The following is a 14,841-nucleotide window of genomic DNA, read 5'->3' as shown; positions in this document are numbered from 1 at the left end:
TCTTATATTTTATATTGAGAACCCATAATCGGCACAATTGTATTATACTGTGCTCCAATTGGAATAAATTCCACTGGTAAAATTCGACGCATAATAATCTCTGCAAACTTAAATAATATTCCTGCTGGCTTTATACCTGCGCTAAATCCAGTTGACCTACTATCTCCATTTAAATCACCATAACCATTAATTGAAATATTGCTACTTTTAAAAAAATCGGCTGATAAAGTAATGGAGCTCCCTAAATATAATCGACTAGCTGCAGAAAATCCAGTCCCAACAGTTATTGATGAGCCAGAAATTTCTAAATTACCATTAAAAATCCCCAGATTTAATTGATAATCTATTGATTTATCTATTGCCCCCGTTATTGCATCAGTTGAAACACCAACGTTCGTGTTAATAATTTTAGCATTTCCAAACACAGTTGTACTATTTCCTTCTAATTTAACAAAATAGTTTTCCGGTATTAGACTTCTCTGCAAAGTGGCTGATGTTGTTTTAGAAACAAAATTATTCATCCCTATCTGTCCATTAGAATAATTATTCAAACCCACATAACCACTCCTATTAGGTGGTGGTCCAGAACTTTTATGGCGACCAAATATATTATTAAAACTAACTTTACTTTTCCACCATTCGCTAATTTTATCTGCGTTAATATTTTTATTAAACCATTCTTTAATTCTCCAGCTATCCCAATTATCATGAAGAGTTCTTATACCATTTCCAATTCCTGTTTGTTGACCAGGCGTTAAACCACAATCAATACAATCTCCGCCGCTTTGCGCCACATTACCACTTGGGTCTGTATACAATAACGGGTTATTAAACACATAACCATACTGGTTATAGTTTTGGGTATTGGTTACATCTTGTATATAATTATCAACCTGCAGGAACCTGCGCAGCATAGGGTCATACAATCTGGCGTTCATATTAATCAAGCCTACAGTTTGAAGGTGTTCGTGTCCTGTATAACCGCGGTCTAGAGCGGTTAATCCTGCTAAGGTGTTTCCGGCACCATCCTGTACTTTTATAATACTGCCCCAAGCATCAAACAATCGTTTTTCGACTACATTGGCATTTGCATCTGTTATGGCCAAAATAGTGCCTTGGTAATCTCTATGTAAATATAGATAATTTGGCGTGTTTACTCCATCGGTTTTTAATACCACTGGTGCCGAGTAGCCATCACCGCCAATGTAGGTAACAAATTCGGCTGTTCCTGTTATGCTATTTTCTTTAATTTCCATAGTGCCATCCATAGAATAGTGTTTGCGCATAGGTCGCAGCGATTTATCTGCCAGACTACCATAATACATGGTACTGCGCTGGTTGTTGTCATTATAGGCAAAACTTATTTTGTCTATGCCAGTTTCTGTAACCTCAAGCGGGCTTTTGAATGCATTGTAGGTAACATCAAGTTTTCTTTCTGTCTTACCATTATTAACAATGGCCTCACCTCTATTCTTATAATACTCCAATGCTTCCGGCGTTAATGCAATAGCCGTATTTTGGTATGGTTTTCCGGCGGCTCCATATTCATACGTTCCTAAAGCATTGCTTTTTATTTTTCCAGATGCCTCGTAACTCTGCGTTTCTTTGATGCCCAATTTGTTAGTAAATTCGGTTAATCTGTCAATTTCATCGTATGCAAAATTTTCGTCATAATTAAATGCGCTATTTTTTCTGTACTGCAAATTATCTGTTTTTACATCAAACTGGGTATCTAATGTTAATAGAGAACTGCCATTTGTCTGATTGTATTTTATTTTAGAGACATAGCCATTGGTATCGTATTCGTTTATCGTTTTTATACCATTTCCTAAAACACTCTCTTTCAACTGCCCTTTTGCATTTAACTCATTAACCTGCCAAAGTACTTTTTTTGTGTCATTATCAACAATTCGGTATAAATCGCCATTTTTGTATTCTCTTTTTGTTGTAACGCTGCTTCTTTTTGCACCCAGTTTTGCTGTTTTTGTTTCAGTATCAATCCTGCCAAGTCCGTCATAAGAAAATATAGTGGTAAAGTTTGAAACACCTGTTTTTTCTTCTTCTATTTTTAGTACTCTTTTAAAAACATCGTCGTAAGTATACGTTGTTACAATTTCATTGCTTCCTGTGGTTTCTTTTTTGTCTTTAAAAGTCGCTCTTGTAAGCAATTTAGTGGCTGTGTCGTAAACATATACTGTTTCTGTATCAGTTCCTTTTCCTACTACTGTTTTTTTAATTGGTTTTCCTGTATCATCTCGGGTAATTGTGGTTACAGCCTCGCCATTTTGGCTGGTTTCTATTTCCAGCTCTCCCAGATCATTATTTTTATAGGTAAAAACACCCGCCGAGGGATCTGTTATTTTTGTTTTACGCCCCCAGCCGTCTTGCTCAATATTTATTTTTACGCCATTGTAATCGGTTTGCTTAATATTTCCATCAGCAAAATAGTCATACTTAATAGTGCCACCTATTGTCTCTGTAGAAGAAACAATATTTCCTACTGCATTTTTTACAAAACTTTTGGTTTTCTGGCCATCTGTAATACTAGATTTTAGACCATCATAAAGAACGGTCGTTTTTCTGGAATTAAACATTAAACTTTGTTCAGGGCGACTGTAAATATCAAATTTCATCTCGTTCCACTGAGTAGGATTATCCCCAAAATAAGGCTCGCTTGTTTTATAATTGCGATCGAAAACATCATACATATAAGATACAGATGAAAAATTTCCGTTTAAATCTTTTTGCGCCGATTTTATTTTTCTGCCAAGATCATCAAATGTTTCCTCTGTTGCGCTACCGTCTAATGCATCTGTAGTAACAGAAAGAATCGTTTTTTCGGTATTTCTTGTGTACTTGTAGCTTATTGTTTTATTAAGTTTTTCATCTTTTGCCGTTAATCTTTTAAACCAGGAATCGTAGGTATATGAAGTTATCAGACCATACGGGTTTGTTTCTGATTTTAATGTCCCATCAGGATTATAGACAAACTCTGTTGCCATTTTTTCTGCGTCGGAAAAGTTTATTAAAAATCTGCGAGAAGTATCATAACCATAAGTAAGCTCTCTGGCGGTAACTTGCGATGCTCTTATTGTTTTTTTCAAAATATTCCCGGCAACATCGTAAACAAAATTTTCTGTAATGTAATTTGTATTGGTTCCTTTTCTTTTTCTGTTATCAAGAAGACCTCTCGAATTATATTCATAAATTTCATCAGAACTCATTGTACTACCAGTGACAGAAACAGTTTCAGATTTATTAATTGGTCGTCCAATTATATATCGTGCATTTGATGGATCATTGTAGTATCCCACATTTGAAACTGTAGTCTGAATTATAGCTCCTCCTTCTCTAATTATATTAGTTGATGTTACAGGATTATCGTAAGTATCATATTCTACAGAATCTTCAGTATTGGTATTAGTCAGTGTATTAAACTGCTTAGTTGCTGTATTCTTTAATCTAAAAACCTTATTTGCTAAAAGAGTACTGTCATAAGTCAAAATTGATTTTGTAATATAATCCTGAGGCGTATTAGGAGAATCATTTGCTTTCTCATTTATTTTTGCAGAAAATGTACTGCCTGCTTTTATTATTGTATTTGGTTTTAATGTAATACTTTCTGTAGCTACTAAATTGTCAGATCCTGTTACGATATAATCTGTGACTTGTCCTTTAACTATTGTTTTAAGGGTTTCTGTAAAAGGTACCGTTATTAAAGGCTCTCTAAATCCTCTTGCAAAATAATTTTCTACATTTGCACCCCTTAAATCCATATTGTTTTTTACAATATTTGAAAACATTGGTGTACTATCAGTATACCAATCGGTTTGCATTACCGAACGAAATCCCATAAAACCAAGTCCTTCCAAATTAGACACAGCACCGTAATATACAAACAATCTTTTCTTATAATTGTCCTTACTTTGTTTTTCTAATTTTGAAACCACGTAAAGATTGGGTTCAATAACAATATCAACATTAGGATAAACCGCAATATCTTTACTAGGCTTGTAAATAGGTGTATTTTGATAGGTGTTTGCAAACTGTGTATTTAACGGAATATAACTAATAGCTTCCTGCACTCCATTACCTGTTGTTATATTGGTTATTAAATTTTGCTTTTTATAATCGTATCCTGAGTTAAAAAAATGTATTTTGCTTTGATTAAAAAAAGCAACTTCTAGAGTCGAATTTGCCTTGTTTGTTATACCATTATGACTATTTAACGATTGTGGCAAATATACTGGCAGCGCGTAAATATTGATATCAGATCTGGTACTTGTTGAACTTATTTTTGGTTCATATTTTAAGTCTCCATTCGTATTTGAATAACATAACACTGAAATATATCCACTATTATTTTGCGAATAATTCATCGTTTTTATCAAATCTGTCCTCCCATCATTATTAAAATCTATTGCAATATAATTATAGGTAGTATAGGAATCATTTGGACTAAAAATCGGCACAAAAGATTTCTCTTCTTTTATCATTGTAGTTCCTGTAGAGGTGTATTTATACCATTGTGAAGAGCCATATGCTTTTGGAATCATAAAATCTGATTTTCCATCACCATTATAATCCCCCATTAAAATAGGAAACCTAGTTGTTCCGTACATGTTAGGTACATATATAGTATTATCAAAACCGCTTGTATACAAAACAACTAATTTATCTTCTGTATTCAATGAATATATAGTCAAAATACCTGTATCGAACACGTACAAATCAGATTTTCCATCACCGTTAAAATCAGCCACTTCTACTCTGGCAAATCTTGATAACGGAGTAACAAATTTTCCTGGCAATGTCTTATAATTTGTAGTATTATCTCTTTTTAAATCAACAAAGTAAACATCTGTACCTGCAGGATTATCTTCACCAGTAGATTGATCAAAAATCAAAACATCAGTTAAACCATCTCCATTAAAATCACCAGACACTATTTTTCTCGTAAAAAAAGTTTTTGGAATACTAACTAATCTACTATACTGCGTTATAATATTTGAAGCACCTAAATATTTAACCATACTATATACAGAAAAAGTATAATTTGAATTATTATTTTTGACAACAACCCAACCTTGCGGTAAAACTTTATTTTCTTCACTTAAAAAAGTGGCAGGAAAAATATCTTCAAAAGCACCCACTTTATGTTCTAAACCAATATTAAAGCCCGATTCAATCTCTGCATATAACCAATATTTTGTTTTTGCTTCGCTGCCCAAAGTTGGATATACCAGACAATCCATTTTTCCATCAGCATCGAAATCTCCTGAAACAGCCGCAACATTTAAAGACTTTATGTTTCCAATATCCAACAAGGTATTTATGTCAAGATATTTTATTTCCTCAGAAACCATATTATAGTCAAAAACTGTTGGGTTATAACTTTTTGTTCCGTCTCCGCTAGTTTCTGTAACTTTATTGATACGATCTACGTTCAAATAGGAGAAATTGTAATTTCTAAACCCTATTCCGCTTGTAAAAACTTTAATGTCTTTAAGTCTTTTACTTCTTATTACATTTTGTCCTCCAACATAAAAATTTTCAGGAACACCTCGATCCTCATAAATAAATTTTAATTCGTTAGGAGGCGTTCCATTGCCTACGGCTCCAAACTTAATACTATCAATATACATTGTATTGTCTAATACTGTATAACCATAACTTATTCGAACTCCCTGAGCGTTTTCAAAATACAAAATAGACCATTCCATGATTGATCTTGAATCTGTCGAATTTCCATAATAAGCTTTTGATCCATCTGGATATTCTACTAAAAAATAAGCCGGCGCATATTTTGTTCCTAAAGGCGAAACGCCATAAGAAGTAACTTTTATATTAGAAAAATATTCTGTTTCATAAACTGTTTTATCTGCCCCATAAACACCAGTTGTACCACTTTTTACAATTAATCTTTGTCCGTCTAAAGCAAATCGATCTAAAGTATTAAAATCAACAGGATCTATTACTCCATCATGAAACTTACTCGCCGGAATTCTTGTTATAGATGAAACTCCTGAAATATCCCAACCACGAGCCGCATTTCCGTTAAGCCCATTTTGGCTATTATATACTAAACTTACATTTGGCTCTATATCATTAATACCATTTGGTACTTTAATAGGAATTGTATATTGTGCGTTTCCATTTAATGAAATAGATAACTCACCATCTACGACACCTGTTTCGGCAGAATTACCTGTTAAAGAATTTGTAGCAGTAAGTAAATTAGATGATGCGGCTTGGGGACTCACTGTATTAACATTTTCTTGTACACTATTGACCCTCTTAATTACCGTAGTTTCATTAACAACAATACCCGACTCTGTTTGCCCAAAACCAATCAACCCAACTAACAAAAACAATAGGCTTATATAAAACTTCTTCATACCACACTTATTTTTTAATAATTTTAATAGATTTTTCTCCTCCGTTTTTATACGAGAGCAATACCAGATAAACACCCGTTGGATATTGCTGAAAAGGTATCGTTAGACTATTTGTACTATTGTTTAACGGGTATGTTCGTAAGGACTGTCCGATAATAGAATACAGACTTACGGAGGTTACAGCATTATCGTTTATCAGTTCCCATTGCAAATAGAGTTCTTCTCTTACAGGGTTTGGGTAATAGGAAATAACGTCTTCTGGAAAGAATTTTTCTAAATCATTTTCGGTTACTGCAGTGGTTTCTACAACTTCTTGTGCAGATTTAGACAGACAGTTAATGCACAAAACTCTACTAATTTGATTTCCCGCTGCATCGTAACTAAAATTGAGTTTGGTTTGGGCACTTGCCAAAGTGCAAAAACCAAATAATAAAAGTGTAAATAGTTTTTTCATGGTTTATTTTTCAAGTTTTTCTAAACGTTGGTTTTGGTTGGCTATATTTTTTTTTAATTCTTCTGTTTTCTTGCCCTGATCAATTAGATAGAGGGTTAGCTCTTCAATTTTCTGCAAAAGCTTTATATTCATTTCAGATAAATTAATTCCATCTTCCTTCATTTTTTCTGCCGAAGCAATTTCAGGCAAGTGCTTATTTTCTTTTAAAAATTTAGCTACAGATTCTAAAGATGGCAAAGTATAATTATCTTCAAAAACAAAATCGGCTCCTGCATTTACGGTCACTTTAACTTCTTGAGCGGCTATATTTCCAGCTACTGTTAGTTTCGAATCTATTTTTGCAGTTCCAATACCAACATTTCCATTAATTCCATTAATCACAAAAGCATCATTTGTAACTTGCGAGCCATTGCCATTATAAACCTGAATATGAAGATGTTTATCTAATCCTCCATTATTTATTTGAAAGGCTTGTCCATTTGGATCAAAAATTTCTCCTGTAAAAGATTCTCTATTAAAAGCTAAAGTTCCATAATAAGGAGCTATTCCTGGATGAATACTTACCCCAGTTGTTCCTGATCTTATAGTTAGCCTAGAATTCGGATTTGATGTACCTATACCAACATTCCCATTAATGATTTGATTTCCAATAAAGTTATTTTCGCCTCGTGTAGCTAATTCATTCCAGCTATTCCACACCCCCACTCCATTATTTTCATCTCCGTTTTTAGTTCTAAAAGAAATCCTATTCCCTCCATTTACACCATAATCTGCACTAATCTGGCAATCGTATCTATTATCAAAACCTCCAAAACTTATTAATGCTCCATTCCAAGGAGTTCCAGCACTCGCGTAAGAAAAAGTATACCCTCCTTTAAAAGAATCAGCAGATCCAGAAGATCTAATATTTGAGGTTGGACTTAAAGTTTGAGTATGCCCACTAAACCCAACTAACATAAAAAATACTGCAAACATTATTTTTTTCATTTTTCTTATTTATTTTAAAGATTTAAGATTTTCAATTTCTTTGGTTTGTTTTTCTATTTCTTTTTTTATTTCTTGATTTTCCTTTTTCATCTCAATCATATACAAAGTCAATTCTTCAATCTTCTGCAAAAGCTTTATATTCATCTCCCCTAGATTAATTCCGTTTTTGAGAACCTCTTCTTCATTGGGGATGTTTTCTAAATGCCCTTTTTCGGCAATATGTTTTTCGACTTCTGCAAGTGTTGGCAGGTTGTATTCTTTTTTAAATACAAAGTCTGACCAGCCAGCCATATCTACTTTTACTTCTTTGGAATGGATTGTGCCGTTGACGTCTAGTTTATTTGTTGGATTGTTCGTGCCGATACCTAAATTACCTTCACTATTCAATATCATTTTTATAGAAGACCAATCTGTTGAACCTTTTTTAGAAGTATACCAATTATGGCTATGATCTTCAGTCGCAGGAACATTTTTAGTTTTCCAATGTCCTGCGTAATAATTTATATTGTTACCATAGCTCCTTATCATTCCATCATAATCACCATTAATTCCCAATTCCAGACTTGAATAGTTAGCTAATCCGCCAACCCTTATTCCAGCAATACCATTTACACCGCCCGAACCGACATTAACATTTAACAAAGTTTCAGGCATATTTGTTCCAATGCCAACATTTCCATTAGTCGGAAATGTGTTTTGAGAAAAACTTATTTGAGCAATAAAAATCAATGGGATTAAAATGTATTTTTTCATCATGGTTATCTGTTTATGGTTTTTATGATCATTTTATAGTTTTGTTAAATCAAAAAGGCACTGTGTTTTTGATATTTTTACTTTTGGATTTTGCATTTTCCTGCAAATAAAATTCCTCCCTGAAAAAAAAACTTTTTTCAAGAAACACTCTTATTTATCTATTTTAAAAAAGGATTAACGGTCCCGATTTTGGGAAAAACTATACTATAGATATATAGCTACTTTTGCTTTTGGGAGCTTAAAAACGAATATTCTAATATTTTTTATAAGTAAAAAACTATTTAAAATAGATCTTTTGTATTAAAAAACGTGTTAAATATATCACAAATAAATGTATAATAAATAAGACTACCAAATAATCGCGGTTAAAGTTTTAGCAGTTTTGATTTTTGCCCATAAAAAAAGCGAGACCTAAATCTCGCTTTTTTAACATTATTTGTATTTTAAAATGTATTATTCTACTGTAACAGATTTTGCTAAGTTACGTGGTTGATCAACATTACAACCTCTCATAACTGCAATATAGTAGGAAAGCAATTGTAATGGGATTGTAGTAATAAGTGGTGACAATGCATCTGAAGTTTCAGGAATTTCGATTACATAATCAGCTAACTCACGAACCTGAGTATCACCTTTAGTCACAACTGCGATAATTTTACCGCTTCTTGATTTGATTTCCTGAATATTACTTACAATTTTATCGTAATGTCCTTGTTTAGGCGCAATAACAATAACTGGCATATGCTCATCGATTAAAGCAATAGGACCGTGTTTCATTTCTGCTGCCGGATAACCTTCTGCATGAATATAAGATATCTCCTTAAGTTTTAAAGCACCTTCAAGAGCAACCGGAAAATTATATCCACGACCTAAATAAAGACAGTTTGGAGCATCTTTAAAAGCTGCTGCAATTTCTTTGGCTCTTTCATTAGTTTCTAATGCTTCAGCTACTTTTTCAGGAATTAATTCTAATTCTTGCAAATAAGCGTGAAAATCAGGATTTGACAAAGTTCCTTTTGCTTTTCCTAATCTTAAAGCAATCATTGTTAAAACTGTAATCTGAGTTGTAAATGCTTTTGTAGAAGCTACTCCAATTTCCGGTCCTGCGTGTGTATAAGCACCTGCGTGACTTTCTCTTGAAATAGATGACCCAACAACATTACAAACTCCAAAAACGAAAGCTCCGTTTTCTTTTGCTAATTTAATTGCTGCCATTGTATCTGCAGTTTCTCCTGATTGAGAAATAGCAATAACTACGTCATCTTTATTAATAATTGGGTTTCTGTATCTAAACTCAGAAGCGTATTCTACTTCTACAGGAATACGAGTAAACTCCTCAAAAATATATTCAGCTACTAAACCTGCATGCCAAGAAGTTCCGCAAGCAACGATTAGAATTCTTTTTGCATTTAAGAATTTTTCAAGATTATCCTCAACACCTGCCATCTGAACAATTCCTTCATTAGCATGAAGTCTTCCTCTGTAAGTATCTTTGATAACACTTGGTTGCTCATAGATTTCTTTCAACATGAAATGATCATAACCACCTTTTTCAATTTGCTCCAAATTCATTTGAAGCTCCTGAATATAAGGATCTACTAAAGAGTCGTCTTTAATTTTTCTAACTTTAAGTGGCTTATGTAAACGAATATTTGCCATTTCACCATCTTCAAGATAAATAGCATTTGAAGTATATTCAATAAAAGGAGATGCATCAGATGCAATGAAGTACTCGCCTTCACCAACTCCAATTGCTAACGGACTACCCAATCTTGCAGCTACAATTTCTTCAGGATTCTTTTTATCAAAAACTGCTATTGCATAAGCACCAACAACTTGATTTAAAGCTATCTGAACTGCTTTACCTAATTTGATATTTTCGTTCTTTTGAACTTCTTCAATTAAATTAACTAAAACTTCAGTATCTGTATCTGATTTAAAAGTATAACCTCTTTTGATCAATTCTTCTTTAAGTGGGGCGTAATTTTCAATAATTCCATTATGAATAATTACCAATTCACCTGAATTAGAAAGATGCGGATGTGAGTTTACATCATTTGGAACACCATGCGTTGCCCAACGCGTATGCCCAATTCCTATCGTTCCGTTTGTCGTTAGATTATCTTTTGCTTTAGCTTCCAGGTCAGAAACCTTTCCTTTTGTCTTACAAACTTTAACTCCAGACTCGTCAAACAACATCACTCCGGCACTATCATAGCCTCTATATTCGAGTCTCTTTAATCCTTTAATAACTATAGGATAAGCCTCTCTGTGACCTATATATCCAACAATTCCACACATATATATTTATTAATTTGGTTTCGTGTAGTAAACCTCAAGCTTTAATCTCTTGTTGTAATTAGCATCTGTTGATGGAATATTATTACCAAATAATATTGTCCCTAACGGAGCTACAACTGTTGCTCTCGGTGCATCTGTAATGACATCATTTTTCACTTTCAATTTATTTGATGCAGTGACAGTAATATCATCTATAACAACTAAGCCTAATTTAACATTAACTGCAGTCGAACTCTTAATAAGATTACGAACATGCTGAGTTAACCTAATTTTATAGGTAGTTCCTCTTTTTGTAGTTGGATCTAAATTTATTATACCTCCAAAAATAACCTTACTCATAGCCGGATCAGCAGTAGACAAACTTGTTGTTCTGTCGGCTGTGTAATCTACAAGAGGTACATTATTTGTAAGATCATATAAATAAACTCTTCTAGGTTCTTTTGCCGCCAAATTATCTGAGCCTTTTACAGCCATTTTTTCTGCATCAATAGTAAACACTAAATTAGCTTCATTCACTATCCAGTTACTTTTTTTAATCTCTTCAAGTTGTGCACCAAAATCTTTTAGCTCTATAACAGCCAACGATCCCTGGCCACCTTTTAAATAAAGTTTCGAATCTCCCGATGTTGTATTTATACTTGCCGTTTTTATTGCATCTGAATATTCCTGACTCTTATTATCTTTAAGCAATCCTGCTGTTGCTCCAGTCAAACTTATTTCTAAAGACTTATCCTCAGTAGTTTCTGCAGCATCTGTCGTACTTGCTGTTTTTGCTTTATACTTAATTGTAATTTTACCTTTTGCAAAATTTATCAAAGCCATATTACTTGGACCTCCGTCTGCTGTTTTTTCAACTTTAAAATACAATCCTCTAAAATACTCCTGAAAAGCATCAGCACTAGCCAACTTTGAGGTTGCAGCTTTTAAGATTTTCTCCTGAAAAAAGGCTTTATTTAAATTTAAATGCATTGCAGGAGCACTTCTGTTAGTAGTTTTTACACCTGCCGCATCTGTAGTTTCTTCTACAATTTCTTCCGAATCAAAAAAGAATTTTGTGTTTTGAGCCTCATTTGCATCATCATTTAATTTACTTCCTACTTTTTTTGAATCGAAATTTATATAGTTTGGATCTGTATTTGTATCCATGTCTGTATAATAAAACTGTGGATATTGGACTCCATTATCAAAAAAGCTACCACGCATCTGAATTCCGGACTCATAAACACTTAGATTAAGCTTTCCGTTTGCTGCTCCATAAATAGAATCCAATTTATAAGTACTTCCTCCTTCTGGTTTTGCTGTCTGTGCCTTACTAAAATACGGAACACTTAATACGACACTTTGAATTTCAGGATCTGCACCAATAGTTGGCGCATAAGCAGCTAAAGAAACCTGAGTAGTATAATTTGCCGTAGTAGCACCTAAAACCGGATTATCATAAATACCCAAAGCATTAACCCCTAAGCTATTAGACTGAATCGGAGTTATTTCCTGATTATACGCTACTACACCATAATCCTGTGGCACTAAATCAAAATGATTATCTCCGATTAAATCATCTCCAATCGCATTAAAATCTTTATCGCAAGAATATAAAAGAACTACTGTTGCTACTAATAGAATTTTCTTAATAAAAGAAGTATTATACATGTTTAATAATAAAGTTAAATTTTAAAGACCAAACGTTCTATAGAAATTTGTATACGCTTCAGCGAATGCATCTTTCGTGGCGAAAGGTAAAAAAGGTTTTCCTGAAGATTCTATAAATTTTGTTAAACTTGGAGAAACATTTTCTGAGGCTATAATAACACCATCAGAATGTAATATACTAGCTTTTAATACATTTTCGTAATTAGGCGTTTCTAAATCTGAAACAGCATCATGAGGAACACCGTCAAATTTCACCTTATTAATCATTTCTAAATCTAAATTTTCATCAAATGACTGACCATAAACTGATGTGATAATTTTGGTTTCAGAAAACAAAGCCTCATTTTTATAATAATGCTTCATATAAATTGGAAGCATAGAAGCCAGCCAGCCATGTACGTGAATAATATCCGGTACCCAATTTAATTTTTTTACTGTTTCAACAACTCCTTTTGCAAAAAAGATTGCTCTTTCGTCATTATCAGGGTACAAAACACCTTCTTCGTCAGCAAAAGTTGCTTTACGCTTAAAATATTCATCATTATCGATAAAATAAACCTGAATTCTTTCTTTAGGAATAGAAGCTACCTTAATAATCAATGGCATATCTAAGTCATTCACTACCAAATTCATTCCTGAAAGCCTAATCACTTCGTGTAATTGATGTCTTCTCTCATTGATATTTCCATATCTTGGCATGAAAATTCTTATCTGACCGCCTTGATCATTAATCATTTTCGGAACATCGTAAGACATTAAAGAAACCTCATTTTCAGCCAAATAAGGCACGACTTCAGATGATACATATAATATCCTCTTATCTTTCATAATAGTATTTTACTTAATTTTTGGTAATAAAAACGTTGCAAAATTACAAAATTTTATGCAGTTTATAACTAATATATTATGTTTGCACTAAATTTTAATATTCCCGCCATGCATATTTTCTACGGCAAAGTAGCTCTGATAGCTTATTTAAAAACTATCAAAACCGCAAATTCTACTATCGGGTTTGTACCAACCATGGGAGCTTTACACCAAGGGCATCTGGCATTAATGCAACGATCACTAAAAGAAAACGACGACACCGTTGTAAGTATTTTCGTAAACCCTACTCAGTTCAACAATCCTGAAGATCTTGAAAAATATCCACGCACTCTTGAAGAAGATGTAAAAAAAATGCGAGGTTTAAGTGACAAAATAATTTTATACGCACCATCGGTAGAAGATATTTACGAAGGACAAACTGTTTCTCAATCTTTTGATTTTGACGGATTAGAAAATCAGATGGAAGGAAAATTCAGACCCGGACATTTTAACGGAGTTGGAACCATTGTAAAACGCCTTTTTGAAATTGTAACTCCAACCAATGCTTATTTTGGAGAAAAAGACTTTCAGCAATTACAAATTGTCAAGAAACTGGTAGAAAAAAACAATCTGAACGTAAATGTTGTGGGCTGCCCAATTTTTAGAGAAGAAAATCTTTTGGCAATGAGTTCGCGCAACGAACGCTTAACACCTGAAGAACGAAAAGAAGCTTCTATCATTTACAAAGTTCTAAACGAAGCAAAAGAAATTTTTCAAACCGGAACTCCCGAAGAAACTATAAAATTTGTCGAAGATGCTTTTGAAAACAACGAAAAATTTAAGCTCGAATATTTCGTAATCGCTGACGAATCTACATTATTATCAATTGATCATAAAATAAAAGACAAAAACTACCGTGCGTTTATAGCGGTATTTGTTAATTCTATAAGGTTAATTGACACCATTTCATTTAATTAAATTACCTTTGCAGCATGCAAATTCAAGTTATAAAATCAAAAATTCATCGTGTAAAAGTAACGGGTGCCGATCTTAATTATATTGGCAGCATTACTATTGATGAAACCCTACTGGAAGCTTCAAACATTATTGAAGGCGAGAAAGTAGCAATCGTTAACATTAATAATGGAGAGCGTTTTGAAACTTACGCTATTAAAGGAGAAAAAAATTCAGGTGAAATTACACTGAATGGTCCTGCAGCAAGAAAGGTTCAAAAAGACGACATTATCATCATCATTTCATATGCTACCCTGGAATTTGAAGAGGCTAAAACCTTCAAACCGTGGATCATTTTCCCAAATGAAAACGATAATTCGTTAACCTAAAATTCCCCTTACTTTTTAATAAGTGTCCTTTGTCAAAATTATTTTTTGCACAAACAGGATTTCTTTTGCCCTAATCAAAAAGATTAAACTCAAAAAAGTTGATTGCTTTTAAAATCCCTCCACAATAAAAAAGCAAATAAAGTATTAT

At 33.2% G+C, this 14,841-nt stretch carries 9 protein-coding genes; 2 read left to right on the top strand and 7 right to left on the bottom strand.

Features of this window, described 5'->3' with window-relative positions; translation table 11 throughout:
• Window positions 1-2: 2 nt before the first annotated feature.
• The 7 genes from KHA98_RS19350 to KHA98_RS19320 form a co-directional block, all read right to left on the bottom strand.
• Window positions 3-6,398, bottom strand: a complete 6,396-nt coding sequence (locus KHA98_RS19350) for an FG-GAP-like repeat-containing protein (RefSeq protein ID WP_213259549.1) — start codon at window positions 6,396-6,398, stop codon at window positions 3-5.
• Between the two features lie 7 nt (window positions 6,399-6,405).
• Window positions 6,406-6,852 (bottom strand): T9SS type A sorting domain-containing protein, encoded by a 447-nt coding sequence (locus KHA98_RS19345; protein WP_213259548.1) that lies wholly within the window; start codon window positions 6,850-6,852, stop codon window positions 6,406-6,408.
• Window positions 6,853-6,855: 3 nt separating this feature from the next.
• Window positions 6,856-7,839 (bottom strand): hypothetical protein, encoded by a 984-nt coding sequence (locus KHA98_RS19340; protein WP_246522436.1) that lies wholly within the window; start codon window positions 7,837-7,839, stop codon window positions 6,856-6,858.
• Window positions 7,840-7,848: 9 nt separating this feature from the next.
• Window positions 7,849-8,595: a bZIP transcription factor gene (locus KHA98_RS19335; protein ID WP_213259547.1), complete on the bottom strand. Its 747-nt coding sequence runs from the start codon at window positions 8,593-8,595 to the stop codon at window positions 7,849-7,851.
• Window positions 8,596-9,045: 450 nt separating this feature from the next.
• Window positions 9,046-10,893 carry a glutamine--fructose-6-phosphate transaminase (isomerizing) gene (glmS, locus tag KHA98_RS19330; RefSeq protein WP_213259546.1) on the bottom strand — a complete coding sequence of 616 codons (1,848 nt, stop codon included), beginning with the start codon at window positions 10,891-10,893 and terminating at the stop codon, window positions 9,046-9,048.
• A 9-nt stretch (window positions 10,894-10,902) separates the two neighbouring features.
• Window positions 10,903-12,543, bottom strand: a complete 1,641-nt coding sequence (locus tag KHA98_RS19325; RefSeq protein ID WP_213259545.1) for a DUF4270 domain-containing protein — start codon at window positions 12,541-12,543, stop codon at window positions 10,903-10,905.
• Between the two features lie 21 nt (window positions 12,544-12,564).
• Entirely contained in the window at window positions 12,565-13,371 is an 807-nt protein-coding gene (locus KHA98_RS19320; protein ID WP_213259544.1) for a glycogen/starch synthase, read from the bottom strand.
• 78 nt (window positions 13,372-13,449) lie between these two features.
• Here KHA98_RS19320 and panC point away from each other — a divergent pair, with 78 nt between their 5' ends.
• Both panC and panD read left to right on the top strand, forming a co-directional pair.
• Window positions 13,450-14,328, top strand: a complete 879-nt coding sequence (gene panC / locus KHA98_RS19315) for a pantoate--beta-alanine ligase (RefSeq protein ID WP_213259543.1) — start codon at window positions 13,450-13,452, stop codon at window positions 14,326-14,328.
• 14 nt (window positions 14,329-14,342) lie between these two features.
• On the top strand, window positions 14,343-14,693 hold the full coding sequence (panD, locus tag KHA98_RS19310) for an aspartate 1-decarboxylase (protein ID WP_017495920.1): 351 nt from the start codon (window positions 14,343-14,345) through the stop codon (window positions 14,691-14,693).
• The last annotated feature ends 148 nt before the right edge of the window (window positions 14,694-14,841 follow it).

This window comes from Flavobacterium branchiicola, from assembly GCF_018383905.1.
GTDB lineage: Bacteria > Bacteroidota > Bacteroidia > Flavobacteriales > Flavobacteriaceae > Flavobacterium > Flavobacterium branchiicola.
The sequence above is the reverse complement of the archived record's forward strand: the minus strand, read 5'-3'. Positions and strand labels throughout refer to the sequence as shown.

What these genes read in the sequence shown, in the direction of transcription:
- KHA98_RS19350 (WP_213259549.1), bottom strand. Translation starts at nt 6,398, where the DNA reads ATGAAGAAGTTTTATATAAGCCTATTGTTTTTGTTAGTTGGGTTGATT.
- KHA98_RS19345 (WP_213259548.1), bottom strand. Translation starts at nt 6,852, where the DNA reads ATGAAAAAACTATTTACACTTTTATTATTTGGTTTTTGCACTTTGGCA.
- KHA98_RS19340 (WP_246522436.1), bottom strand. Translation starts at nt 7,839, where the DNA reads ATGAAAAAAATAATGTTTGCAGTATTTTTTATGTTAGTTGGGTTTAGT.
- KHA98_RS19335 (WP_213259547.1), bottom strand. Translation starts at nt 8,595, where the DNA reads ATGATGAAAAAATACATTTTAATCCCATTGATTTTTATTGCTCAAATA.
- glmS (WP_213259546.1), bottom strand. Translation starts at nt 10,893, where the DNA reads ATGTGTGGAATTGTTGGATATATAGGTCACAGAGAGGCTTATCCTATA.
- KHA98_RS19325 (WP_213259545.1), bottom strand. Translation starts at nt 12,543, where the DNA reads ATGTATAATACTTCTTTTATTAAGAAAATTCTATTAGTAGCAACAGTA.
- KHA98_RS19320 (WP_213259544.1), bottom strand. Translation starts at nt 13,371, where the DNA reads ATGAAAGATAAGAGGATATTATATGTATCATCTGAAGTCGTGCCTTAT.
- panC (WP_213259543.1), top strand. Translation starts at nt 13,450, where the DNA reads ATGTTTGCACTAAATTTTAATATTCCCGCCATGCATATTTTCTACGGC.
- panD (WP_017495920.1), top strand. Translation starts at nt 14,343, where the DNA reads ATGCAAATTCAAGTTATAAAATCAAAAATTCATCGTGTAAAAGTAACG.